The sequence below is a fragment of the Collimonas sp. genome, from assembly GCF_035566375.1.
Lineage (GTDB): Bacteria > Pseudomonadota > Gammaproteobacteria > Burkholderiales > Burkholderiaceae_D > Collimonas.
Genome location: NZ_DATMRK010000001.1, coordinates 1 through 23,648, shown reverse-complemented (window position 1 = coordinate 23,648; position 23,648 = coordinate 1). Strand labels below are relative to the sequence as shown.

General features: G+C 55.5%; 23 protein-coding genes. 9 read left to right on the top strand and 14 right to left on the bottom strand.

Annotated features, from left to right (window positions below):
• Positions 1-11: 11 nt before the first annotated feature.
• Both VNZ60_RS00115 and VNZ60_RS00110 read right to left on the bottom strand, forming a co-directional pair.
• Positions 12-1,121 (bottom strand): NADH:flavin oxidoreductase/NADH oxidase, encoded by a 1,110-nt coding sequence (locus tag VNZ60_RS00115; RefSeq protein WP_325655976.1) that lies wholly within the window; start codon positions 1,119-1,121, stop codon positions 12-14.
• 33 nt (positions 1,122-1,154) lie between these two features.
• Complete coding sequence (locus VNZ60_RS00110; protein ID WP_325655974.1) at positions 1,155-2,951, bottom strand: ABC transporter transmembrane domain-containing protein; 1,797 nt, start codon at positions 2,949-2,951, stop codon at positions 1,155-1,157.
• Positions 2,952-3,304: 353 nt separating this feature from the next.
• Here VNZ60_RS00110 and egtD point away from each other — a divergent pair, with 353 nt between their 5' ends.
• Complete coding sequence (gene egtD / locus VNZ60_RS00105) at positions 3,305-4,273, top strand: L-histidine N(alpha)-methyltransferase (RefSeq protein ID WP_325655972.1); 969 nt, start codon at positions 3,305-3,307, stop codon at positions 4,271-4,273.
• 25 nt (positions 4,274-4,298) lie between these two features.
• Positions 4,299-5,531 carry an ergothioneine biosynthesis protein EgtB gene (gene egtB, locus VNZ60_RS00100; protein WP_325655970.1) on the top strand — a complete coding sequence of 411 codons (1,233 nt, stop codon included), beginning with the start codon at positions 4,299-4,301 and terminating at the stop codon, positions 5,529-5,531.
• Between the two features lie 21 nt (positions 5,532-5,552).
• Here the strand turns inward: egtB and VNZ60_RS00095 are convergent, their stop codons facing one another.
• A complete protein-coding gene (locus VNZ60_RS00095) occupies positions 5,553-6,476 on the bottom strand; it encodes a LysR substrate-binding domain-containing protein (protein ID WP_325655968.1) in 924 nt (307 codons plus the stop codon).
• A gap of 188 nt (positions 6,477-6,664) precedes the next feature.
• Between VNZ60_RS00095 and VNZ60_RS00090 the strand changes: the two genes are divergently transcribed.
• From VNZ60_RS00090 to VNZ60_RS00080, 3 genes are all read left to right on the top strand, one after another.
• Entirely contained in the window at positions 6,665-7,282 is a 618-nt protein-coding gene (locus VNZ60_RS00090) for an FMN-dependent NADH-azoreductase (RefSeq protein WP_325655966.1), read from the top strand.
• A 204-nt stretch (positions 7,283-7,486) separates the two neighbouring features.
• Positions 7,487-9,376 carry a potassium transporter Kup gene (locus VNZ60_RS00085; RefSeq protein ID WP_325655964.1) on the top strand — a complete coding sequence of 630 codons (1,890 nt, stop codon included), beginning with the start codon at positions 7,487-7,489 and terminating at the stop codon, positions 9,374-9,376.
• Positions 9,377-9,417: 41 nt separating this feature from the next.
• Positions 9,418-10,038, top strand: a complete 621-nt coding sequence (locus tag VNZ60_RS00080) for a ParB-like protein (RefSeq protein ID WP_325655963.1) — start codon at positions 9,418-9,420, stop codon at positions 10,036-10,038.
• A 51-nt stretch (positions 10,039-10,089) separates the two neighbouring features.
• Here VNZ60_RS00080 and VNZ60_RS00075 read toward each other — a convergent pair whose 3' ends face one another.
• The 8 genes from VNZ60_RS00075 to VNZ60_RS00040 form a co-directional block, all read right to left on the bottom strand.
• Positions 10,090-11,379: a class I SAM-dependent methyltransferase gene (locus VNZ60_RS00075; RefSeq protein WP_325655961.1), complete on the bottom strand. Its 1,290-nt coding sequence runs from the start codon at positions 11,377-11,379 to the stop codon at positions 10,090-10,092.
• 100 nt (positions 11,380-11,479) lie between these two features.
• Positions 11,480-12,046, bottom strand: coding sequence for a cytochrome b (locus VNZ60_RS00070; protein WP_325655959.1), 567 nt, complete (start codon positions 12,044-12,046; stop codon positions 11,480-11,482).
• Between the two features lie 159 nt (positions 12,047-12,205).
• A complete protein-coding gene (locus tag VNZ60_RS00065) occupies positions 12,206-12,895 on the bottom strand; it encodes a VIT1/CCC1 transporter family protein (protein WP_414648741.1) in 690 nt (229 codons plus the stop codon).
• A gap of 357 nt (positions 12,896-13,252) precedes the next feature.
• The gene (gene leuA, locus VNZ60_RS00060) at positions 13,253-14,959 is read right to left on the bottom strand and encodes a 2-isopropylmalate synthase (RefSeq protein ID WP_325655957.1); all 1,707 of its coding nucleotides are present in this window, start codon (positions 14,957-14,959) and stop codon (positions 13,253-13,255) included.
• A gap of 92 nt (positions 14,960-15,051) precedes the next feature.
• The gene (locus VNZ60_RS00055; RefSeq protein ID WP_325655955.1) at positions 15,052-15,219 is read right to left on the bottom strand and encodes a hypothetical protein; all 168 of its coding nucleotides are present in this window, start codon (positions 15,217-15,219) and stop codon (positions 15,052-15,054) included.
• A 292-nt stretch (positions 15,220-15,511) separates the two neighbouring features.
• Entirely contained in the window at positions 15,512-15,652 is a 141-nt protein-coding gene (locus tag VNZ60_RS00050) for a DUF3096 domain-containing protein (protein ID WP_325655953.1), read from the bottom strand.
• A 371-nt stretch (positions 15,653-16,023) separates the two neighbouring features.
• A complete protein-coding gene (locus VNZ60_RS00045; protein ID WP_325655951.1) occupies positions 16,024-16,359 on the bottom strand; it encodes a hypothetical protein in 336 nt (111 codons plus the stop codon).
• 120 nt (positions 16,360-16,479) lie between these two features.
• Entirely contained in the window at positions 16,480-17,787 is a 1,308-nt protein-coding gene (locus tag VNZ60_RS00040; RefSeq protein ID WP_325655950.1) for an MFS transporter, read from the bottom strand.
• Positions 17,788-18,011: 224 nt separating this feature from the next.
• Between VNZ60_RS00040 and VNZ60_RS00035 the strand changes: the two genes are divergently transcribed.
• On the top strand, positions 18,012-18,953 hold the full coding sequence (locus VNZ60_RS00035; protein ID WP_325655948.1) for a LysR substrate-binding domain-containing protein: 942 nt from the start codon (positions 18,012-18,014) through the stop codon (positions 18,951-18,953).
• A gap of 303 nt (positions 18,954-19,256) precedes the next feature.
• Here the strand turns inward: VNZ60_RS00035 and VNZ60_RS00030 are convergent, their stop codons facing one another.
• A complete protein-coding gene (locus VNZ60_RS00030) occupies positions 19,257-19,649 on the bottom strand; it encodes a carboxymuconolactone decarboxylase family protein (protein WP_325655946.1) in 393 nt (130 codons plus the stop codon).
• A gap of 17 nt (positions 19,650-19,666) precedes the next feature.
• Positions 19,667-20,062 (bottom strand): MerR family transcriptional regulator, encoded by a 396-nt coding sequence (locus tag VNZ60_RS00025; RefSeq protein WP_325655944.1) that lies wholly within the window; start codon positions 20,060-20,062, stop codon positions 19,667-19,669.
• 196 nt (positions 20,063-20,258) lie between these two features.
• On the opposite strand from VNZ60_RS00025, the gene VNZ60_RS00020 reads away from it, so the two are divergent.
• Positions 20,259-20,927 (top strand): response regulator transcription factor, encoded by a 669-nt coding sequence (locus VNZ60_RS00020; protein ID WP_325655942.1) that lies wholly within the window; start codon positions 20,259-20,261, stop codon positions 20,925-20,927.
• 2 nt (positions 20,928-20,929) lie between these two features.
• Positions 20,930-22,312: a sensor histidine kinase gene (locus VNZ60_RS00015; RefSeq protein ID WP_325655940.1), complete on the top strand. Its 1,383-nt coding sequence runs from the start codon at positions 20,930-20,932 to the stop codon at positions 22,310-22,312.
• A 240-nt stretch (positions 22,313-22,552) separates the two neighbouring features.
• On the opposite strand, the gene VNZ60_RS00010 is transcribed toward VNZ60_RS00015, so the two are convergent.
• Positions 22,553-22,738: a hypothetical protein gene (locus VNZ60_RS00010; protein WP_325655938.1), complete on the bottom strand. Its 186-nt coding sequence runs from the start codon at positions 22,736-22,738 to the stop codon at positions 22,553-22,555.
• 172 nt (positions 22,739-22,910) lie between these two features.
• On the opposite strand from VNZ60_RS00010, the gene VNZ60_RS00005 reads away from it, so the two are divergent.
• A partial coding sequence (locus tag VNZ60_RS00005; RefSeq protein ID WP_325655936.1) for a TonB-dependent receptor plug domain-containing protein occupies positions 22,911-23,648 on the top strand: 738 nt, incomplete at its 3' end.

The following is a 23,648-nucleotide window of genomic DNA, read 5'->3' as shown; positions in this document are numbered from 1 at the left end:
CAAGCTTTACTTCAATTTTCGCCGTACTCGATGCTCGGTCGCTGCGGCGATTTGCGCGAAGTTGCACGCATGTATTGCGGCGGCCATGAGGTCACATCGTGCAGGGCGTCGGCAGCGTGCAGCGGCCAGTAAGGATCGCGCAAAAGTTCACGCGCCATCAGCACCAGATCGGCTTGTTCGGTGCGCAGCACGTGCTCGGCCTGGCCGGGATCGGTAATCATGCCGACGGTGCCGCTGGCGATGCCTGCTTCATGCTTGACTCTGGCTGCGAACTGGGTCTGATAGCCGGGCCCCACCGGGATAGTGGCGGCAGCGATATTGCCGCCGCTGGAGACGTCGATCAAGTCAACCCCGGCGTCGCGCAACAGGCGGCTCAAGGCCACGGTTTCATCGGCATTCCAACCGCCGTCGATCCAGTCGGTAGCCGACAGGCGCACCAGCAATGGCAGTTGTTCCGGCCAGACCTGGCGCACCGCAGCTACCACCTCCAGCGTCAGCCGTACGCGATTTTCAAACGAGCCGCCATATTGGTCGGTGCGGTGATTGCTGATCGGCGACAGGAACTGATGCAGCAGATAACCATGCGCAGCGTGGATCTCGACCAGCTTGAAACCGGCTTGCTCAGCGCGCACCGCGGCATCGGCAAACGCCTTGACGATGGCGTGGATGCCATCGATGGTGAGCGCGTTGGGCGTGGTATAGCTGGCGTCAAACGGAATTGCCGACGGCCCGTCGGTTTGCCAGCCGCCCTGGTCAGGATCGACACGGCCCTGCTGTTCTTCCCAAGGACGCCAGACACTAGCCTTGCGGCCGGCATGCGCCAGCTGGATGCCGGCCACCACACCCTGTTGCTCGATAAAGTGGGTGATGCGGCGTAGCGGCGCGATATGTTCATCTTTCCAGATGCCGAGATCCTGCGGCGAAATCCGGCCCTGCGGCAGCACCGCGCTGGCTTCGAAGATAATCAGGCCGGCGCCGCCGACTGCGCGACTGCCAAGATGCACCAGATGCCAGTCATTGGCGAAGCCGTCTTGCGCCGAGTATTGGCACATCGGGGCGACGGCAATCCGGTTCGCCAACGTCACACTGCGTAACTTCAGTGGAGAAAATAAAAAGCTCATATGGTTATCCTGTGAGTTTGCTTATGCGTCGGCTTATGCGTCGACCAGGCCGTTGAACTGTAACGCCGCCAGGCTTGCGTACAAGCCGTTTTGCGCAACCAGTTCGGTATGCGTACCGGTTTCGACTATATGCCCGTGTTCCAGCACGATGATGCGGTCGGCGCGCTGCACGGTGGCCAGGCGATGGGCGATGACCAGGGTGGTGCGGCCGATCATCGCTGCTTCCAACGCGCCCTGTACCGCACGTTCAGATTCGGCGTCGAGCGCGCTGGTGGCTTCGTCCAGCAGCAACAGCGGCGGGTTTTTCAACAGCGCACGGGCAATCGCAATCCGCTGCCGCTGGCCGCCGGATAGACGCACGCCGCGTTCGCCGAGGAAGGCCTGGTAGCCCTCAGGCAGGCGCTCGATGAATTCGTGGGCGGCCGCCATTTTTGCCGCAGCGATGACTTCTGCGTCGCTGGCGCCGACCCTGCCGTAACGGATGTTTTCCATCGCATTGGCTGAGAAAATGATGGTCTCTTGCGGCACGATGCCGATGGCGTTGCGCAGGGTATGCAGCTCAAGGTATTTGATATCGACGCCATCGAGCTTGATGCTGCCGTGTTGCGGATCGTAGAAGCGCAGCAGCAGCTGGAACAGGGTGGTTTTGCCGGCGCCCGAAGGGCCGACCAGGGCAACGGTTTCACCCGGCCGGACGTCTAGCGAGATAGCGGACAGCGCGGCATTTTCCGGTCGTGACGGATAGCGGAAACTGATGTTTTCCATGGTCAGTGCAGCGCCTTGGGCGGTGCGCGGCGGCAGCGTATCCGGCAGCAGCACGGATTGCACCGGCGACTGCGCCGCCAATAATTCCAGCAGCCGCTCGGTAGCGCCGGCGGCGCGCTGGGCGTCGCCCATGACTTCGGCCAGGGCGCCGATGGAGCCGGCCAGCAAGGCAGCGTACAAGATAAACTGGCCGAGCTCGCCACCGCTCATGCGGCCCTGGACCACGGCGTGGGCGCCCAGCCAGAGTACAAACACGATGGCGCCGAACACCAGCAGGATCGCCATCATGGTCAGCAGAGAACGCGCACGTATGCGTTCCATCGCTGTGCCGAAAGCGTTTTCAATCGAGATATCGAAACGCTGCGCTTCAATATGCTCGTGGGTGAAGGCCTGCACGGTCGGCATCGCATTCAGGATCTCGCCAGCCATCGCCGAAGCATCGGCGACCCGGTCCTGCGATGCGCGCGACAGCTTGCGTACGCGGCGGCCGTACCAGACTATCGGCAGCACCACCAGCGCCAGCATGACCAGGATGATCGCGCTCAGCTTGGCGCTGGTGATGAACAACATGATCATGCCGCCGGTGAACAGCAGGGCGTTGCGCAGGGCCATTGAAATACTGGTGCCGACCAGCGCCTGGATCAAGGTGGTGTCGGTGGTGATGCGCGACAGCACTTCTCCGGTCTTGGTGGTTTCAAAGAACTGCGGGCTCTGTATCACAACGTGTGAATAGACCGCGCTACGCAGATCGGCCGTGACCCGCTCGCCAAGCCAGGACACCATGTAGAAGCGGGCTGCGGTGGCCACACCCAACACACAGGCGACGCCGAACAAGGCCAGGAAATACAGGTCGATATGATTGGCGCCCTGGATACCGCCGGTGCTGAAGCCGAGGTCGATCATTTGCCGGAACGCATAGGGAATCGCCAGAGTAGCCCCGGCTGCCACCAGCAGGGCCAGGCCGGCCATCACAAACTGCCGTTTATACGGGGCTAGGAAGGGAAGCAGTCCGATGAGCGTACCCAGGCTGCGTTTTTGAGGTTCTTTGGAAGTGTTGATTGTCATGTTGGTAAGCAATGGTGGGTCACGCAATTTACAGCAAGCTTGCGTCTGGCAACGCTGATACAAGGAAAAGACCCAGCGGGGAAATGTGTTTGTGCCAATATTTCATGCATTTGTATTGCAATCGGTAAAGAGATCGGCTACGGATCGGTTAAGTGCGGGCTAAGTGCGCATTCTCTTGAACGGGAACTTCAACCCTTAATAGAATATCGATATACTTTGTACAGCGTGCTTAGCTCTGAAAGCAGCTTGCTAGTGTAGTGGATGTTGCGCGATAGCGCAGGATCTCGATGGAGCGAACTTGAATTCCCGTAGTCGAATGCGTAATTTTAATAATTGCATCCCAGGAGAATCCTTTGGCTCAATTGCCGCAAGTGGCGCAAAACTGCCTGGCACAGGATGAGGTTCAACAGCAACTGGCGGCCGGCCTGCTGGCAGCGCACGCACATACCTCACCTAAATATCTCTACGACGTTCTCGGTTCACGCTTGTTTGCAGCCATCTGCGAGCTGCCTGAGTATTATCCGACCCGCACCGAAGCTGCCATATTCGCGCTGCATGCGCAGCAGATTGCCGACGCCGTCGGACCCGATGCGATTCTGATCGATCTGGGGGCTGGCAATTGCAGCAAGGCGGCCGGGCTGTTCCCGAGCCTGCAACCCAGGCAATATGTGGCGATCGATATCTCGGTGCAGTTCCTGACGGAAGCGGTGAGCGCGCTACAGCAGCAGTTCCCGCAGATTGAGATGACTTGCCTTGGCATGGATTTTTCTGCCGAACTGGAACTGCCGGCGGCGCTGGAGCTGGATGGCCGGCAGTTTTTTTATCCGGGATCGTCGATAGGTAATTTCGCGCCGCTGGAGGCACTGATGTTCCTGCGGCGGATCCGCAAAGCTATCGCGGGCGGCAGCGATAGCGGCGGCCTGCTGATCGGGGTCGATCTGGTCAAGGACAAGGCGATCCTGGATGCCGCCTACGATGATTCACTGGGCGTCACCGCAGCATTCAACCTGAATCTTCTGCATCATCTGAATCGTTTGCTGGATGCCGATTTCGATCCGCGTGACTGGCGTCATCGGGCTTTCTACAATAGCCAGCAACATCGCATAGAAATGCATCTGGAAGCCAGGCATGAGCTCGCCGTCCATTGGCGGCACGGCGGCATGCGGTGTTTTGCGCGGGGCGAGAGCATCCATACCGAAAGCAGTTATAAATACACCCGGCAAGGATTTATCGACATGCTGCAACAAGCCGGATTCGGCAAAGTGCAGACCTGGTTTGATCCGCACAACTGGTTCATGGTTTGCCATGCCCAGGCGGCCTAAGAAAAAATACACAGACAGGAGCGCGATGCACAAGCTGGCAAAAAATTTTTCCACGATCCGCGATCAGACCGGCAAGCTGGTGCAGCCGCTGTCGACGGAAGATTGCTGCGTGCAATCGATGCCTGACGCCAGCCCGGCGAAGTGGCATCTGGCGCATACCACCTGGTTTTTTGAAACCTTCATTCTGGAACGGTTTGAAACCAACTTCCAGCCCTTCCATCCTGCCTTCCGGATTCTGTTCAATTCTTATTATGAGGGAGTCGGCGAGCAGCACCCGCGCGCGCAACGCGGCCTGATAACCCGACCCTCGCTGGCCGAAGTGCAAGCCTATCGGCAGAATGTCGATCAACGGCTGCTGGCTTTGCTAGGGCAAACGCTGGCGCCGGAGCAGGCGCAGCAGGTGTCTGAACTGGTCGAGCTTGGCATGCAGCATGAGCAGCAGCATCAGGAATTATTGCTGACCGATATCAAGCATTTGCTGGCCATGAATCCTTTGCTTCCTCCCTATTTTCCATCCAATGCGGCGGCGGAAGCGAGCGATAGGGCCGCTGCAGCTACAGCCGCAGCTTTGCAATGGCAGTCATTCGAGGCTGGCATTGTCGAGATCGGGCATGCCGGGCAGGGATTTTTCTTCGATAACGAAACGCCGCGTCATCGCCAGTTTGTCGAACCCTTTTCCATGGCGTCGCGGCTGGTCAGCAACGGTGAATACCTGGCTTTTGTCGAGGACGGCGGCTACCGGAATTCTCTATTGTGGCTGGCGGCCGGCTGGGAGTGGGTGCAACAGCAAAAATTGACGCGGCCGCTCTATTGGCAAACTGCGCATGCGCAGTTCGACTCTGCCTGGCGCGAATTTACCTTGTACGGCCTGCAGCCGCTGGCCTTGCATGAGGCAGTCAGCCACCTTTCCTTTTTCGAAGCGGAGGCTTATGCGCGCTGGGCTGGTGCGCGCTTGCCTAGCGAGGCGGAATGGGAGTGTGCGGCAGCCAGTCAAGGAAAAGAGCCAGGAGCGGATCACGGAGCAGACTATTTTGGCGTGGCCTGGCAATGGACCAGCAGCAGTTATGCGCCATATCCAGGGTATGGCGCGCTGCCGGGAGCGGTGGGCGAATACAACGGCAAATTCATGGTGAATCAGTATGTATTGCGCGGTTCTTCATCTGCCACGCCTGACGGCCACGCGCGCCTGAGTTATCGCAATTTTTTTCCGGCAACTGCACGCTGGCAGTTCAGCGGGATTCGCCTGGCGCGTTCTTGAGTCAACTTGAATCATCTTGAGTCAGCGCGGACCAGCATCAGCAGCGGTCTGCTGCGTGCTTAAATGTTCGATCAGGAAATCCACAAACACGCGCACGGCCGGTAATAAACCTCTCTGGGTCGGATAGACCACTTGCACATGGCCGGCAGGCATGGTCCAGTTCGGCAAGACACGGATAAGCGCAGCTTGTTCTAACTCTTCGACACAATAATCGGCCGGCAGCATGGTTAAACCCAGGCTGCGCAGCGCCGCCCGTTTGCGTAGCGCAAAATCTTCCACCGCCAATCTCGGTTCCGCCACCAGTTCGTAGCGTTCTTTATTCGGACCGTCGAGCAAAAGATGGACCCGGCGATCGCGTTCGGCGGCGCCCAGGAAGGGCAGTTTCGCCAAGTCGCGCGGATGCTGCGGAAGCGGATATCTGGACATCAGTTCCGGCGTCGCCACCAGCACGGCGGAGGCGGCACGCAGCCGCCGGGTTGCCAGATTGGGATCTTCGTCATCGGTGGCTCTTACCCGTACCGCGACGTCCACTCCTTCTTCCAGCAGATTGACGCGGCGGTTGGTGAACAGTAAATCGATATTCACTTTCGGGTAGCGTTCCAGAAACGCCGGCAGTGCTGTGGCCACTTCAGATTGCGCAATCGGCACCACGCAAGCTACCCGTACCGTGCCGCTTGGCTCAGCCAATGAGCTGGTAACCGCCAGCTCAGCCGCCTCTGCCGCAGCAATCACGACCTGGCAATGTTGGTAGTAGCGATTGCCGAGGTCGGTCAAGGCGATGCCACGTGTGTTGCGTTGTAGCAAGCGAGCGCCCAGGCGACTTTCCAGTTCGGAGATGCGTCTGGACAAGCGCGATTTGGGGATGCCCAGGCTGCGCCCGGCGGCCGTGAAACCGCCTTCCTGCACTACGTTGGCGAAAAAATATAGGTCGTTCAGATCTTGCATGATGGTTGTCCACTGTTCTGTATGTGGAACAATATATCTTGTTTTTGCTATCTAGTTCTATTTTAGATGCGCGGGTAGGATGCGTTCAATGGTTCTGAGAACCAGGTAAATCAAACTCTTTTGGCATCGGGATATACGGATCGCTATAGATTTTGACCCACTCTTAATTTAATCGAACGGCATATATCATGAAACTCTTACATATTGATTCCAGCATCCTCGGCGACGCTTCGGCTTCGCGCCAACTGACCCGTGAAGTGGTGGCAACGCTGCAAGCGGCGGATTCCGATCTTGAACTGACTTACCGCGACCTCAGCAAAGACGTCACCGCCCATTTGAGCGGCGCCACCTTTGCAGCCAAGGGCACGCCAGAGGAAAAACGCAATCTGTCGCAAAAGCTCGAAGTGGAACTGAACGAAGCGATTCTCAACGAATTCCTGGCGGCCGACGTGATCGTACTGGGCGCGCCCATGTACAACTTCACCGTGCCGACCCAGCTCAAAGCCTGGATCGATCAGATTTGTGTTGCCGGCGTTACTTTCCGCTATAGCGAAAAAGGTCCGGAAGGTCTGGCCAAGGGTAAACGCGTCGTGATCGTCTCGACCACCGGCGGCAAACATGCAGGCGGCCCTACCGGCGTCGCCCATGAAGACTACCTGAAACTGGTGTTCGGTTTTATCGGAATCACCGAGATCGAAGTGGTTCGCGCCGATGGCCTGAACTACGGTCCCGAAGCGAAAGAGGCGGGCTTTGCCGCAGCGCGCACACGTATCGGCGATCTGACTAGCGCAGTGGCAATGGCTTGATTGGTTAGATTTGAATAGAAACCCGCTACTTGGTAGCGCGCAGACTGTTGATGAACCCCGTCTTTTTGCGAAGGCGGGGTTTTTGCATTTGGAAGATGCCGCGCAGCGTCAGCTCTGTCTGATCAAATGATAGAGTGCGTTTGCACTGTGAATAGTCCTCAATGCTACGTAATGCTTTTCATTTTATTGGAAAAATTTAGCGCTATGAACCAACCATCCGTGCCTGCATCCAGCAATTCGATTCGTCGCTCCGGCGTATCGGCATTAGGGTTGTCCGCATTGGGCATTGTTTTTGGCGATATCGGCACCAGCCCCTTATATACGCTTAAGACTGTGCTGGGCATGACGGGCGGGGCGCCCACTCATGATGTCGTGCTCGGCGTACTGTCGCTCATCGTCTGGACGCTGATTATGATCACTTCGGTGAAATATGTCATATTCGCCATGAGTATCGATAACGATGGCGAGGGCGGTATTCTTGCGTTGATGTCCCTGCTCGGCATCAAAAAACACCAGCGGCCACTTATCGTGGCCCTTGGTTTATTCGGCGCTGCATTAATCTATGGCGACGGCGCGATCACACCTGCTATTTCGGTACTCTCTGCGCTGGAAGGGCTGAAGATTGCGACGCCAGCAGTTGAGCCTTATATAGTGCCTGCGGCGGTGGCGATACTCATCGCATTATTCGCGATTCAACCGCTCGGTACCGCGCGTATTGGTAAAACCTTTGGCCCCATCATGCTGTTATGGTTCGTTGCCATGGCGGTGCTGGGTGTTATAGGGATTACCCGCCATCCAGCCGTGCTGGCGGCTTTGAATCCGCTGTATGGCTTGCGCTACCTGTTCTCGAACAGCTATACAAGCTTTCTCATCTTGGGCGGTGTTTTCCTTTGTGTGACCGGAGCAGAAGCACTGTATGCAGACATGGGGCATTTTGGCTCACGCCCGATCCGCTTCGCCTGGTCGGGGGTGGTGCTGCCCAGCTTGTTGCTTAATTATGCCGGCCAGACCGCCATGGTCCTTGAGGGCACTCCGACCACCGACAATATCTTCTTCCGCTTATGCCCGGATTTCTTGGTGATTCCATTTGTCGTGCTGGCCACAGTCGCTACCATTATCGCCAGCCAATCGATCATTACCGGCGCATTTTCGATGACCCGGCAAGCAATCCAGCTCGGCTGGCTGCCACGTTTGCGCATCAAGCAAACCTCGGAGGAGGGATACGGCCAGATATATGTCGGCATTGTTAACTGGCTGCTGATGATTGTTACGGTCGGTCTTGTCTTGACTTTCCGAAAATCCGACAATCTGGCTTCCGCATACGGCATTGCAGTCGCGGCCACCATGTTGCTCACTTCCGGATTGCTGTTCATCGCCATGCGCGAAATCTGGGGCTGGGGTTTATTCAGGAGCGGCGTTGTTGCAGGAGCATTCATCTGCGTCGATACAGCCTTTTTCCTGGCTAATCTGACTAAGGTTGCAGACGGCGGCTACGTTCCGCTGTTACTGGCGTCGCTGGTCTTTGGAACGATGCTGATATGGCATCGCGGCTCCAGCGCCGTCTTGCAAAACCTGGATCAACAGGCGGTTCCGCTGGATGAATTCATGGCATCGCTAAAGTCACGCAATATTCCCCGCGTGCCAGGCACCGCTGTGTTCTTGTCCAGGACCGACAGCGCTACGCCGCCCGTCATGATATGGGATGTAAAACATAATCGGGCTTTGCACGAAAACCTGTTTGTCGTGAACGCCATTACTGAATCGATACCTTGGATTGATGAATCGGAACGTTTGACAATAACCGAGGTTCAGCCTAATTATTGGCGTGCAAAAGCAAGGTTTGGCTTTATGGAGAGGCCGGATATTCCGGCTGTGTTGAAAAAAGCTTGTTTACAAAATCACAGCCTGGATTTTGATGATGCCGTATATTACGTCGGCCATATTGAAGTTGTCCCACGCGAAGATGGGCAAGGATTGGCGGAGTGGCAGGGGAGTACTTTTGCGCTGATGGAGCGGAATTCCATGCACGTCAGCGATTACTTCCGGCTACCGAAGGATAGCGTGATTTTGATCGGGCGGCAGATTGCAATTTGATTTTGCACTGTCATTTTGACCTTACTTGAAGAGGAAAATTTATGCACGCACATCACTCGCATTTGATTGAGGTAGATCTGAAATCACTTCGTCCCACACAAATCACGGTAGGAATGGCCGAGGTAGAGCAGAAACGCCTATATTGGAAAAATCTTGAAGCGGAATATCGCAAAGCCTATATGGAAAACCATTGTTTTCCCGGCGTACTTGGCCCCAAAGATCGCTATTACATCGTTGATCATCATCACTTGGGTTTATCTCTGATTGAAGAAGACATAAAAACCGTAAAGCTGATCATGCTCAAAGATTTGAGTGCACTGAATATCGATGAATTTTGGGTGGTAATGGATCACAATCAATGGGTGCATCCTTACGACGCCAAGGGTCAACGATGCGGCTTCGACGCAATACCCAAAAAAATCACTGAATTGGTCGATGATCCCTATCGAAGCCTCGCAGGCGAGGTCCGGCAGGCGGGAGGTTTCCCGAAAGATCAGCAGCCGTTTTCCGAATTTTTGTGGGCGGATTTTTTTCGTCGCCGTATTTCAGCCAAGATGATTAGGAACCAGCAGAGCCAAGCCTTGGCGGAAGCGATGCAGCTTGCGCACAGTCAGGCAGCTTCGCATTTGCCAGGTTGGAGTGGGCAAACGGCAGGCTCCTAGATTGAGACGAAGTGGTTGAGAGTATTTTATGTTCTTTCGTTGCAGTCTTGATCAACCGCTTACGTGCCGCAGTAACAGTCGCTCCAATGCATTCAGCGTGTCGAACGACTCAAAGAAATCGGCGAAAAAATCCTGATTGCTCGGCGCTGCGTGGCTAAATTCCGGTTCTGCCCTGATGCTGTCGAAGATCTGTTGGAAGGTGTTCTTGCCGTCGATGTGACGCAAGATTTTTGCGCCATATTTTCCGGGGTTTACCGTCAGCCCAACTCCTGAGTGCTGATGGTTAAGAGCGAAAGGGCGCCCCTTGTTTGTGCTAAATATCTGGGCCAGCAGCGGGCCGGTTAAAGGTTCGTGAAAGAAAAACGGAACATAATCGGCGTCGCCGTATGGCGCTTTGCAAGCTTCCGATCGGGTAACATAAAATGAATGGGTGATGACGTTACCAATCAGCAGCTCGCCCATTTCATATTGCCTGCGGAGTGCTTGCTTCTTGATAATCTCTAGATTCTTTGGCGGCTTTTTGCCTAAGACCATATGTGGGAGGTAAGGTGAGCGTCCTCGTCCAACGTCTGTAAGCTCCAGGTGAAGACCATGCGTATCCTGGATCCAGTCAAACAATTCTCCCACTGTGTACGCTCTGTCTTGAGAGTGCAACAACAGATCGTAGATGCCGGCATCGCCTAGTTTATGGTCATGGTGCAGTTCCTCGCCACGCCTGAACCAATTCGAAGCAGGCAAGGTGTTTAAAATCTCTTTCGTATTGTCGATCTTGGCGTTTGCGTCGGATTCATCGCGATTGACTAAACGCATCAACTCTTGCATCTGGTAGATGCCGGTTCGGCCATGGGTGGCATACACCATGATGCCCATGGCTCCAGTGTCTTTGAGCACTGCACGCAGCATCTTCAAGCCGGCATCGGGATTTTCAAGATGGTGCAGGACGCCGCTGCAGTTGATGTAATCGAACTTGCCCAATTGAAGTTCGGGCAGGTTCAACAGTGAATCCTGGATCCAGGTGATATTTTTCAGCCCCCTTATATCTGCCCGCTCTCGGGCAATCGCTATGCTCGCCTGGCTCAAATCCACATGCACGATTTCAGCGTCGGTGTCGCGCAATTGTTCGGCCAGATAAATTGTTGCGTCCCCAGTTCCGCCACCTGCTACCAAGACTCGAAAGTGATTCTTAAACGATTGTTTTCCTGAAAAACAATAGTGGTTGATCATCGGCAGGCTTTCCAGCCATGTTTTTATCAATCGTTTTTTTTCGTCTTGCGGATTGCAAGGCGGGTAAGGCAGGGATTCATACTGATCCCGTACTTTTGGTAGATAGTTGGCGGACATGCTGGTACCTGGCTCAAGAAGAATTTCTTGCTAAACAATTTAGGGCGTCGAGATTCGCTTGCGCGGATGTCGAGGGTAATTCCTGATCCGGCGGGGAGCGCTAACCCCCAGGCAGCATGCGCCGCATAGTGTCGTCTTTGACGATGAAGTGGTGATACAGCGCGGCCGCAACATGCAATGCGACTACGGCGATTAGTACCCACACAAACAGTTGGTGCATATCGCCAAGTGTATGGCCGAGTTGCGAGCCCTTTGATGACAGCGGCGGCAACGGTACTACGCCGAACAACGATACAGACCAGCCACGCGACGATGCATTGGCCCATCCCATTAAAGGAAATGCAATCAACAGAAAGTAAAGCAGCCAGTGGGTAGTTCGTGCAATCATATTCAACAGCGGCGACAGCATTTGCGGCACTGGGGGTGCAGGGTGCGTCCAGCGCCATAGCAACCGTAGCAGAACCAGCAGTACGATCAACGCACCGATTGACAGGTGCCAACTGATCAAACCGATTGGCTGAGTATCGCGGCCTATGTCAGGCATCAACCAACCGATAGAGTACTGGATTGCAAGTAGAAGCACGGTCAACCAGTGAAAAACTTTCGCTGGCGCGGAGTACACAGGGGTTTTTATGGTTTGCATTTTTTCGAGAAAAATATGAAACATCGTTATGGTACTGACAAGGCGGATGGGCAGCAGCGTCCGGCTAGAATTTTACGTATCTGGTTCCTCCTGTTACGACCGCGTAAACGTCAGGTATTGTACCGTTAAGATCTGCCGCTTCAAATTGGAGCGGGGTTGGTGTCGTTATCACTATCAGATTATTTATGCGGCAACGCCAAACAGAGCGCCGATGCCTGATGTTACCGCCATCGCCAAGACACTCCAGAAGGTTATGCGCATCACGCTAGGGAAAATTTTCGCGCCACCGGCTTTTGCCGCCAGGCCGCCTAAAAAGGCCAGAGATAACAATGCCGCAATGGCCACCGCAGGAATAAGTTGCGCGTGCGGGGCAATTGCGGCAACGATCAGCGGCAAGGCGGCGCCCGTGATAAAGCTGCAGGCAGAAGCGAATGCCGCTTGCAAGGGCCGCGCTCTGGTGGTTTGAGAAATGCCTAATTCATCACGGGCGTGAGCGCCTAGTGCATCGTGGGCCATCAACTGTTCGGCCACCTGTTTTGCAAGCGGCAGATCGAGACCACGACGCACATAGATCGCAGTCAACTCCCGGTGCTCGCTTTGGAAATCTTCTTTGAGTTCGGCGCTCTCTTCAGCCAAGGCCGCTTTTTCCGTGTCGGCCTGTGAGTGTACCGAGACATATTCTCCTGTTGCCATCGACATGGCGCCAGCAACCAGTCCGGTAACGCCTGTGAGCAGGATGTGTCCGTGTGCGGCATGAGCTGAGGCCACGCCAAGAATGAGACTTGCAGTCGATATGATGCCGTCATTAGCCCCGAGGACCGCGGCACGTAGCCAGCCAATGGCTTTAATACGATGTCGTTTGTTGTGTCGCATCAGTATTTCGCATTGTCATTTTTCTATCTTGGATGGCCCTGGAAATGATGCATGACTATGCCTCGGTTGGGGCAATTTAGTCTACGGGCAGCTCAACATATTTGCTACATGATGTATTGAGAATCATGCCGGGAATGATTTTCTTGGAAGGCGCTATACCAATCGATGGCAGGCCATGATGCTGTGGAAGCGAATGGAAGCAATGCCGAGCAGCTCGAGATAAAACAGTGTCGCTAGTAGTGCGCAGGAACCAGCTTGTAACTGGCATCCTGCAACCCTGATGCAAGCCTGCAGTACGATAATACCCAGGCTATTGCAAAGTGATTGCCGTGGGATTGCCACGACAATCAAATAAAACTAGGCCGCTGCAACGCTGCTGACGATTTCCTGATTGGCCGCGTTGCCGGCAATTTCAATTTGGCGGTTCACCGCGCTCAATATCGCCTTGAACGATGCTGTCAAGGTATTGGCGTCGATGCCGACGCCGAAACCGGTGGGGGCGTCGTTGAGGCGCAGTTCTATGTAACTGGCGGCTTGTGCATCGGCGCCGGCGCTGATCGCGTGTTCATGGAAATCCATCAGCTTGATATCCAGGCCCAGCGCATTGACGAAAGCGTCGATCGGGCCGTTGCCGTGGCCGCTGGAAGTTTGGACCTGGCCGTCGCGCATGATATCGATTTCGATCTTGACCGCTTGCGCCTGGCTCGAATCTTCGCTCATGCGGTGGCCGCGATATACATACGGCGTTTGTTTGTCCAGATACTCTTGCTTGAAGATGCTGTAGATGTCGCTGGCGGCAATTTCCTTACCGGTCGCATCGGCCGCTTTCTGGATCGCACGGCTGAACTCGATTTGCAGGCGGCGCGGCATGGCCAAGCCGTATTCCTGTTCCAGCAGATAAGCCATGCCGCCTTTGCCGGACTGGCTGTTGACGCGGATCACGGCATCGTAACTGCGGCCGAGATCGGCGGGATCGATAGGCAAGTAAGGGATTTCCCAGATAGCGTCGGCTTTTTGCGCGGCGAAGCCTTTCTTGATCGCATCCTGATGCGAACCGGAGAACGCGGTAAATACCAGGTCGCCGACATACGGATGGCGCGGGTGGACCGGAATCTGGTTGCAGTCTTCGACGCATTGACGCACTTCGTCGATGTCGGAAAAATCAAGCCCCGGATTGACGCCCTGGGTGTACAGGTTCAAAGCCAAGGTCACCAGATCGACGTTGCCGGTGCGCTCGCCATTGCCGAACAAACAGCCCTCGACTCGGTCAGCGCCGGCCATCACAGCCAGCTCGGCGGCGGCGACGCCGGTGCCGCGGTCGTTGTGCGGATGGACGCTGATGATAGCGGCGTCGCGCCGGGCCAGGTTGCGGTGCATCCATTCGATCTGGTCGGCAAATACATTCGGTGTGCTGCATTCGACCGTGGTCGGCAAATTGAGGATGACTTTGCGCGTCGGGCTGGCTTGCCAGGCTTCGACCACGGCGTCGCAGACTTCTTTCGAGAAATCCAGCTCGGCCATGCTGAAGGTTTCCGGCGAATATTCGTAGCGCCATTGGGTTTCCGGGCGGGCGTCGGTCAATTCCTTGATCAGGCGCGTACCTGAAACGGCGATTTCCTTGACCTCTTCGCGGCTCTTGTCGAACACAATACGGCGCCAGGCCGGAGCGATCGGGTTATACAGGTGGACGATGGCTTGCTTGGCATTCTTGAGCGAATCGACGGTGCGGCGGATCAGGTCTTCGCGCGATTGGGTCAAGACGATGATGGTGACGTCGTCCGGAATGTGGTTTTCTTCGATCAGTTTGCGGACAAAATCGAAATCGGTTTGCGAGCCGGACGGGAAACCTACTTCGATTTCCTTGAGTCCGATCTTCACCAGCAACTTGAAGAAACGCAGCTTGCGATCGGCGTCCATGGGTTCGATCAAGGCTTGATTGCCATCGCGTAAATCGGTGCTCATCCAGATCGGCGGAGCGCTGATAATTTGATTGGGCCAGGTGCGATCACTCAATGGAATCGGCGGGAACGGGCGATACTTGACAGCGGGGTTGTGCAACATCATGGTAAGCCTCTCTGGGAGCTAGTGATTGTGCTGAAAAAAAACCAAACGGGATTTTGCGGTGGCTGGAAGCTAGCCTGACTGCCACTCGGAAATTAACGCGAGGCCAGGCAACCGATCGCTAGCGATAGCAGTAGCAGTAGCAGTGGCAAGGCCAGCAGACGCTTGACGGCGAACGCGTTGCTGTAGCGGAAGAAAGTAGTGCAGGTATTGCGGAGTGGCTTGGAGTACATGGAATCTTGCTCTTTAAAATCGAGATTCATTCACGAATCTCAGTTTTACTACCGTTGATTTCTTTGTCAGGCGCTGTTGCCTGGAGTCCCCGTCAGAACGGGGGCGAGATCATAGTGCGCGTAGTAGCGATAGCGCTAGTAGCGGCACTAGCAGCATTGCTGGCAGGGCGCCGGCAATGTGCGGTAGAGAGCGGGATTGGATGCGGGTGGAAAACATGGACTTAATGTAAGAGATAAAGTCAGGGCTTGTCAAGCGCCGCTTGATGCAAGGCCCAAAATATCGATAAATCCGTGTTGATCTGGCATCTCGCCATGGAACGCCCTAGCGCGTGCCGAACAAGCCAATCAAGCCGATGACGATCAGATACAAGGCGATGATGTAGTTCAAGAGGCGCGGAATCACCAGAATCAATACCCCGGCGATCAGCGAAACGATGGGGGTCAGGTGCAGAGTGGTAAACATATTCGCTCCTTTTTTTGAGTGTTGAATGAGCTTGCATTTGATTCGATGGTACGTCGCCCGCGGCTTTTCCATTGTAGGACAACACCGCCCGGCAGCGTAGGATTGCACTGATTCTGAAGGAAAAAAACGGCTTGGCTATCGACTGTTTCAGGAGGAGAGACCGTTACAGTGTTGGCTAATGCCGATAAGGACACACACTCCGTCAGATGCACGAACTGAAACTTGGCGGCCATCGTCAGCAACGGGCAGGTCGTTGGCGACAACCATTTCAGAGCAGGCAAGAGACGGATTTACTCCCTTCCCGGGGAATACTTTTGCGGTTTCATAATCCTGCTGAAACCCGCTTAAAACAAGAAGCATTACGCATTACGCTACAGGGCGCGAGTGCCGGAAATCAGGCGCGTGATAAATGCCGAACGCTCAGTCTTTTGTTTCGGCAAGGCGCGCTCGATCATCGAGGTCCATTGCTCTGACAGTTGCTGACAAGTGGCGCGCAGCACCGGCGCCAGTTCAGGCCAGTCCGACAGGGTGCGCAAGTGCCGCTCAATTGTCCTGGCCGACTGTACGCAGGCATCGTTTGCCAGGTTGTGCATATTGTATTGAGAGATCAGATGCAGCACCGCCGAGATCAGGAGCTCTGGCGGCGTACGATAGTCCTCGGCCGAGATCGAATTTGGATCTGCTGCATTGCGCGAACTGTGGTTCATCGGCGACTCCTTGATCGAGTGATTTAAATAGTAATGATTCTCATTTAAATTATTATCCAAGCCGACTTTGAATGCAAGCACTTTGCGGTTTTCTTATTTTGCTGCGATTGCTTGCCGCAATTATTTGTTCACGAGATGTTTCGGCACCGAGAGCGTCAGCAAAGCGCCGAGCACCAGCGACGCCGCCAGCACAAACATGCCGCTATTGGTGCTGTGGGTCTGGTCTTTCAGCCAGCCGACCAGGTAAGGGCTGACGAAACCGGCCAGATTGCCCAGCGAATTGATCAACGCAATCCCGGCCGCCGCCGCCATACCGCCGAGGAACGCGGTCGGCAAACTCCAGAACAAGGGCAATACGGTAATGATGCCTATGGTCGCCAGAGTCAGTGCCGACATGGCTAGCAGCGTGTTGTGGTCATACACAGTGCTCAGGATCAGGCCGATGCTGCCTAGCAGCGCCGGAATCGCCACATGCCAGCGCCGTTCGCGCCGCTTGTCGGCGCTGTGGCCGATCAGGATCATGGCGATGGCTGCGCTAGCGTAGGGAATCGCCGTCAGCAGGCCGATGTTGAAGGTGTCGGTGACGCCGGTAGTCTTGATGATGGTCGGCAGCCAGAAGCTGACGCCGTACAGGCCCATGACGAAACAAAAGTAGATCAGCGCCATCAGCCACACGCGCGGGTTGGCGAACATCTGGCCCAGCGAAGCTTGGTGTTTCTGGCTGCTTTCAACCTGTATCTGCGATTCCAGCAATTGCTTTTCCGCCTCGCTCAGCCAGTTGGCGCCGCGAATCCGGTCTTGCAGATAAAAGATCACGACAACGCCCAGCAGCAGGGACGGAATCGCTTCCAGGATAAACATCCATTGCCAGCCGGCCAGGCCATGTACGCCTGGCATGGCTTTCATGATCCAGCCAGACAACGGGCCGCCGATGACGCCGGATATCGGCACCCCGGTCATGAATAGCGCGGTCATCTTGCCGCGCCGATGGGCTGGGTACCAATAGGTCAGATACAGGATGACGCCAGGGAAGAAGCCGGCTTCGGCAACGCCAAGCAAAAAGCGCATCACATAAAATGTGGTGGGGCTGTCGACAAAGATCATGGCGCCGGAGACGATGCCCCAGGTGATCATGATGCGGGCGATCCAGAGCCGGGCACCGACCCGGTGCAGAATCATATTGCTGGGTATTTCAAAGATGAAATAGCCGAGAAAGAAAATCCCTGCACCCAGGCCGTAGACGGTTTCGCTGAACTTCAGGTCGTTGAGCATTTGCAGCTTGGCGAAGCCGACATTCACGCGATCCAGATAGGAGGCGACATAGCAAAGGAATAGCATGGGCAGCAGGCGCCAGGTTACTTTGGCGTAGGTCGCGGTTTCGAATGCGCTGCTGGCGGGTGTGCTGGTTGCGCTTGAATTATCTGACATGTCTCTCTACCTGTTATTGGTTTAGTTGTAAGAAACGACAGCTGAAGATTTCAGCCTGGCTGGTTAGCTGAAATGCATTGTAGTCGCACAGCAACGGAATGGCTACGAGGCGATGCCATTCCGGCAGGAGGAAGTCGTTTACACTGCAACACGCTGCTAAATGCCGCGCTGTTAAATACCGCGCTGTTAAATACCGTCTTCACACATCTTGAGGTCCGCGTTTTATGGAATTGCGTCAACTGCGCTATTTTGTCGCCATCGTCGATCATGGTTCGCTGTCGCGCGCCGCGCGGGTTTTGCATATCGCCCAGCCGGCCTTGACGCAGCAGATCAAACAACTGGAAGATGAACTGGCTGCGCAACTATTGCATCGCTCCGCACAGGGCGTGATTGCCACCGACGCCGGCAAGATTTTTTATGAGCATGCACAGGCGATCCTGAAACAGGTGATCGACGCCAGATCGGCTGTCGCTCAATCAACCGACAAGCCGGCCGGCACCGTCGCCCTCGGCATCCCGCAAAGCGCCTCCGGCATCCTGGCCTTGCCTTTGCTGACGGCAATGCGCGCCAGATATCCGGACATCTCGCTGCAATTGACGGAAGAACTGACCGGCAATCTGATCGAACAATTGAAGACCGGGCGCATCAACCTGGCGGTATTGTTCGACGACGGCCAGCTGACTTCGTTTGCCACTACACCGCTGGTAGAAGAAGAGATGATGTTTATCACGCGCACCGGTTCTCAGTATGCGACCAGCCGCCGTTCGGTGACTTTCGCGCGTGCTGTCAAGGCCAGGCTGATACTGCCCGGCATGCAGCACGGCGTGCGGCCGCGCATCGAGAGCGTCGCCAGGGCCGCGGGTCTGGCGCTCGGCAACGTGATCGAAATCAGTTCGGTGACGATCATGAAATCGGCCATCCTGGCGGATATCGGCGCCACTATCTTGCCGGTAGCGCCGCTGCTGCCGGAGATCAAGCGTGGTGAGATGACGGCATACTCGATCAGCGGCGAAAAGATGTCGCGCACGCTGGCTCTATGTTCTTCGAAGAATATCCCGCTGACGACGGCAGCAGCGGCGGTCGAGCGTCTGGTGCTGGAAGTGACGGATGAGTTGTGCCGCAGCGGTGAATGGCTGCACGCAAAGATCCTGGCGCGGCCAGCTTGACTGCGGTTGACGATGGTGCGGCGTCACCAAGGAGGCCACCCCATCGTTTTTTCTTATACCCGTATCCCGAATCAGTATTTCCTGCTCGCCGCGCAGCTCCCTTAGACTTCATTCACAGCAGAAGACAGCGCGTGCTGCGAGGGCCGCCAACATGGCCGCAGCGTCTGGCAACCGGACACTTTATCGAGTGTTCACATGCAAGATGTTTCCCGGATTATCGTTCCAGGAACCGTATTGAAAATCGCACATGGCTCGCTATCTGCTGCAGTGTTGCCTGGAATCTGTGCTGCGGCTCCGTCCTGATCAAGCGGAGCGAGCCAGCTTATCGTGTTCAGCAAATACTTCCTTCGCTGCAAACATGCCGTTCAATGCCGCAGGAAAGCCAGCATACAGCGCCATCTGGATAATCGTTTCGGTGATTTCCTGACGCGACAGGCCGACGTTCAAGGCAGCTGCCAGATGCACCTTCAATTGCGGCTGCGCGGTACCCATTGCGGTCAGCGCCGCTACTGTCGCCAGTTCACGTTGCTGCAAGCTTAGGCCAGGCCGGGAATAAATTTCGCCGAAACCGAATTCGATGACATAACGCCCCAGGTCGGGAGATATATCGGCCAGACTGTCGATCACCTTTTCGCCGGCAATATCGTCGACTTCCTTGAGCCGTTGTAAACCTCTTTCGTAAATGCTTTGTTCCATGCGATTCCCCAAATGAATTATGTGTAGTCGGATACTTTCAGTTTTTGTTCCAGGCTGGCATAAAACGCAACTTTGCCGCGTAACATCTCCAGGGTGTCCTGCAACTCCAACAGTTCAGCTTGCAACGCTTCCGTATGCTGTTCCAGCAATACCTTGCGCTCAGACACACTGCCAAGTTGTTCCCCCAATCTGCGCAATTCCGCATAACGCAGCATCTGTTGTATCGACATGCCTGTAGCGCGCAACCTGAGCAGGAATTCAATCCAGCGCAGGTCTTCCTGGCGGTACAGGCGATGTTGATTGCTTTGCCTCGGGACAGGATCGATCAAACCTATCTTTTCGTAATAGCGCAAAGTGTGGATGCTGAGTCCGGTGGCTGTCGCAGCTTGTTGGATCGTGATGGAAGTGGCCATGGAATAAAGTTTAGAAGTTAGAGTGCACTCTAGGTCAAGCGTTTATTATCGCAGGACCACGTTGCATGCAGCAGCGACCGATTAAAATTAGTGCTGTTCATAAAGAATGCATAAGATTTTGCAATAAAAGCAATATCTGATGGCCAGTCGGCCAAGCCCCGATTTGGGGCGGATTTCAGGAATGATGAAGGATGCAATGCATATTCTTTTGGTAGAAGACGATTCGGTGCTGGCAGATGGCATTTTGCGCATCTTCAAAGGCCACGGCATGGTGGTCGATGTGGTGCAGAACGGTAACGACGCCGACGCACTGTTGCAACGCACGGAAATTTCGGTGGTGGTGCTGGACATCGGTTTGCCCGGTATCGACGGTTTTGAAGTGATCCGCCGCCTGCGCGCGCGCGGCAGCCACGTCCCGGTGCTGTTGCTGACCGCACGCGACTCAGTGCAAGACCGGGTCTACGGCCTGGAGCTGGGGGCCGATGATTACCTGGTGAAACCGTTCGCGACGCAAGAGCTGGTAGCCAGGGTACGCGCGCTGCTGCGCCGTAGCGCGCCGCAACCGCTGGAGATGCATCTGGGCGGCTTGTCGCTGAATACCTCGTCGCGGCGCGCAAAAATCAATGGCAAGACCGTCGATCTGTCGGTGCGCGAGTGGGCGGTGCTGGAATATCTGTTGCAGCAAGCTTCGCGCGTGGTATCCCGGCAGCAGATTATCGATGCGATTCTGCCCTGGGGCGCGGAACTGACCCTGAATGCGGTTGAGGTCTACATATCGCGAATCCGCTTGAAAATTGCCGACGCCGGGATTGAGATCCGGACCATACGCGGCTTTGGCTACATGCTGGAAAAAATCGAGGCATGAGCATGTCCAGCATTCGCATTAGTCTGCTGAAGTGGCTGATTGTGCCGCTGTTGATTGTCAATGTCGTCGGCGCCGGCGTGACCTACTGGCTAGCCTGGATTCCGGCCCAGATTGCCTTCGACCAGAGCCTGGCGGACGCCGGCTGGGCCATGATCCCGCGCTTGCATGAGGCGGGCGCAGAAGTTGAAATCGATTTGTCCAAGCAAGCCGAGCAGGTATTGCGGGTCGATCATTTCGACGCGATTTTTCTGGTGGTGCGCGACCGCCAAGGTAAGCTGCTGGCGGGCGACGCCGATTTTCCGGTGCTGCCGCAGCGTGAGCAGCTCAACGATCCGACGCCCTATGACGGTTTCATGCGGGGCGAGCCGGTGCGTATCGTGGCCTTGAAAACCATGATCGGCAACCAGCCGGTGTTCATCGGTGTCGCCGAAACCTTGCGCAAGCGCACGCATATCCGTTCGGAGATTTTCCTGGCGCTGCTGCTGCTGGAAGGTGGGCTGGCGCTGTTGCTGATTGCCACCATCTGGCTGGCGGTCAGCAAGGGTTTGCTGCCGCTGAAGAAGATGAAGGTGGATCTGAACGCGCGCAGCGGCGATGATTTGTCGGCGCTGGATGAACGGCATGTGCCGTTCGAGCTCAGTCCAGTCGTCAAAGCCATCAATGGCCTGCTCGACAAGGTGCAGCAGGATGCCAAGGCGCAGCAGAATTTTCTTGCCAATGTTGCACATCAGTTACGCACGCCGCTGGCCGGTTTCCGGACCCAGCTCGAATGGCTGCTGCAGAAGCATGTCGACGAACCGGAAAGCGCGCATTCGATCGTGCTGATGACTTCTTCCACCGAGCGCATGATCCGCCAGACCAACCAGCTGTTAACGCTGGCGCGCGCCGAGCCGGCCAAGTTCGAAAAAGAGCGCTTGCGGGTGGTCGAACTCAACAAGCTGGTGGAGGAGTCGATCCAGCATTTTGTCGAACAGGCGCACAAGAAGAATATCGACCTCGGTTTCGACCTGCAGCCGACACGGGTGATGGGCGATCATTTCCTGCTGCGTGATCTGATCGACAACCTGATCGACAATGCGATCCGCTATTCTCCCCGCGGCGGCAGGGTGACCGTCAGCTCGCAGCATGGCAAGGACGGAGGCATCTTTGCGGTGGAGGATTCCGGCCCGGGAATTGCGCCGTCCGAGCAAGAGTTGATTTTCAACCGCTTCCATCGTCTTGACGATAGCGTTGCCGGCAATGGCTTAGGCCTGGCGATTGTGCGCGACATCACCAAAGATCATGGCGCCAGAATTACTGTCGAGCCTGGCGCCGCGGGCGGAACGATCTTTTCGGTGCATTTTCCATTCCCAATTTTGGGCGCGCCCTCAAAATTGCCCGCTTAATTTTCATTACGGTTGCGAGTTCCATCTTGCCGACCGATTCAAAATCAATGAAGAACCAAGCGTTGATACTCGTTGATATGACTCGTTGACATGCACTGATACAAAACGACAACTGTTGTCGAGCTGTCAGCGATCAGGCCCCGGGCTCCCGCTCGGGGGCCATACTATGCACCAAATCATTTCCGAATGGCACAACTTTTACTCTTGTTACTGTTTCGAGGGCGAATTGTTGCTTGCCGATTACACCTGCATTCTTCCCTTACCAAAAATAATTTCCTTGCTGTAATTTAAGCGCCGAGCGATCGCTCCTCCAAGGCTGGCGCGCAGTTGCCGATGTTTCACTTGGAGAGGCATGGTCTCAGTGTTGATATGTTTTGTGGCATGTTTGTTGCTTAGTGTGTCTGTGGAAATATTCTCAAGTGGCATCACAAATTGCCATTCGAGAACGGCTCCGCAAGAAATAGCATGACCGCGGAAGAAACCTGTTTTCAGTTTCGCAAGGGTTTCCGAGGCATCGCTCAGAAGGCGATTAACAAATCTGTTTGGTTTTTACAAAACTGTAAATTTCTACTCTGAAACTTACCCATAGGGAGTTGTTATGATAAAAGAAAGAAGATTGCCGCATTTGCTACGACTGATGTTTTCCGGCAGCGTAGTGGTTGGGGTGGGGTTGTTGGCTCACTCGGTGCAGGCACAGGAGACGAAGGCAGACGATGGACCGCAACAAATGCAACGAGTCGAAATTACTGGCTCATCCATCAAGCGGATTACCAAAGAAGGAGCGCTGCCGGTACAGACGCTCACCAAGGAAGATATTGCAAAGACCGGCGCCCAAAGCGTTGCCGATCTGATTCAGGCTCTGCCTGCGATGCAGGGCTTCGTTCCTTCGTCGAATTCTGTCAACGGTAGCGGCGCTGGCGTTGAGACAGCTTCGATCCATAGCCTGGGCTCGGGCTATACCCTGGTGCTGCTGAATGGACGGCGGATGGCCAAATCGGCGATCAACAACAACGACTACGCGGTCAATCTGGCGAGTATTCCGCTGGCAGCCGTGGAGCGCGTCGAAATCCTGACCGACGGCGCTTCCGCACTGTACGGTTCCGACGCGATTGCCGGTGTTGTCAACTTCATTCTCAAGAAAAATTCAACCTCAACTGACGTCACTGCCACTTACAATGCGCCGACGAAAGCGGGCGGCAAGAGTTTCAATGTCGGCATCTCCAAAGGCTTCGGCGATCTGGATAAAGACGGTTACAACGTGCTGCTGGCATACAGCCACGACGAACAAAAAAATCTGGTTGCCGGTCAACGGGGTTTTGCCAGCTCTGGCGTGGTG